At 48.8% G+C, this 520-nt stretch carries 1 pseudogene; it reads left to right on the top strand.

The window, feature by feature from the left end:
* Positions 1-520: pseudogene (locus tag AACQ83_RS24435) on the top strand (hypothetical protein); the annotation flags it as partial.

Raw genomic sequence — 520 nt, 5'->3', positions numbered from 1 at the left:
TGAGCACTCACTACCTCGTGGTGGGTGATTATGACCTGCTGAGTCTCAAGCATCAGGACGCATTGATTGCCGCTATCCGAAACGGAAAAGGCAAAAGCTCATGGCATGATGAACCAATGGCGGTAACGCTGTTCGGGTTAGTTAAAGCCTATCCGATTATCACGACAGCCGAGGTGAATAAATCCCTCTGCCGTGACGCATTTATCGACAGCATTCCGTTGTTCATTGACGGGGAGATGTTTGAGGGTGAAGTCATGCCATCAGCGAATAACGACAGCGTGAAGGGGGTATTTCGCGCCGTTAAGCAACTGAAAAAAATCACTGACCATCTGGTGGATACCGGCGAATTAACCTTCAAAAAATACCTTGACCGGGTACCGACTGACGAAGACGTCAAACGTGCGGTGGGTATCGTTGCGCCTGTCATCGTTAATCCCTATTTCCACCAAATTGACTATGAGCGCCAATACAACGATATGCCTGCACGTGAGCATGCTGAGGACAGTAAGCGGATTATCAA

Source organism: Photorhabdus sp. S10-54, from assembly GCF_963878145.1.
Lineage (GTDB): Bacteria > Pseudomonadota > Gammaproteobacteria > Enterobacterales > Enterobacteriaceae > Photorhabdus > Photorhabdus kayaii.
This window is presented reverse-complemented; position numbering and strand designations above follow the sequence as displayed.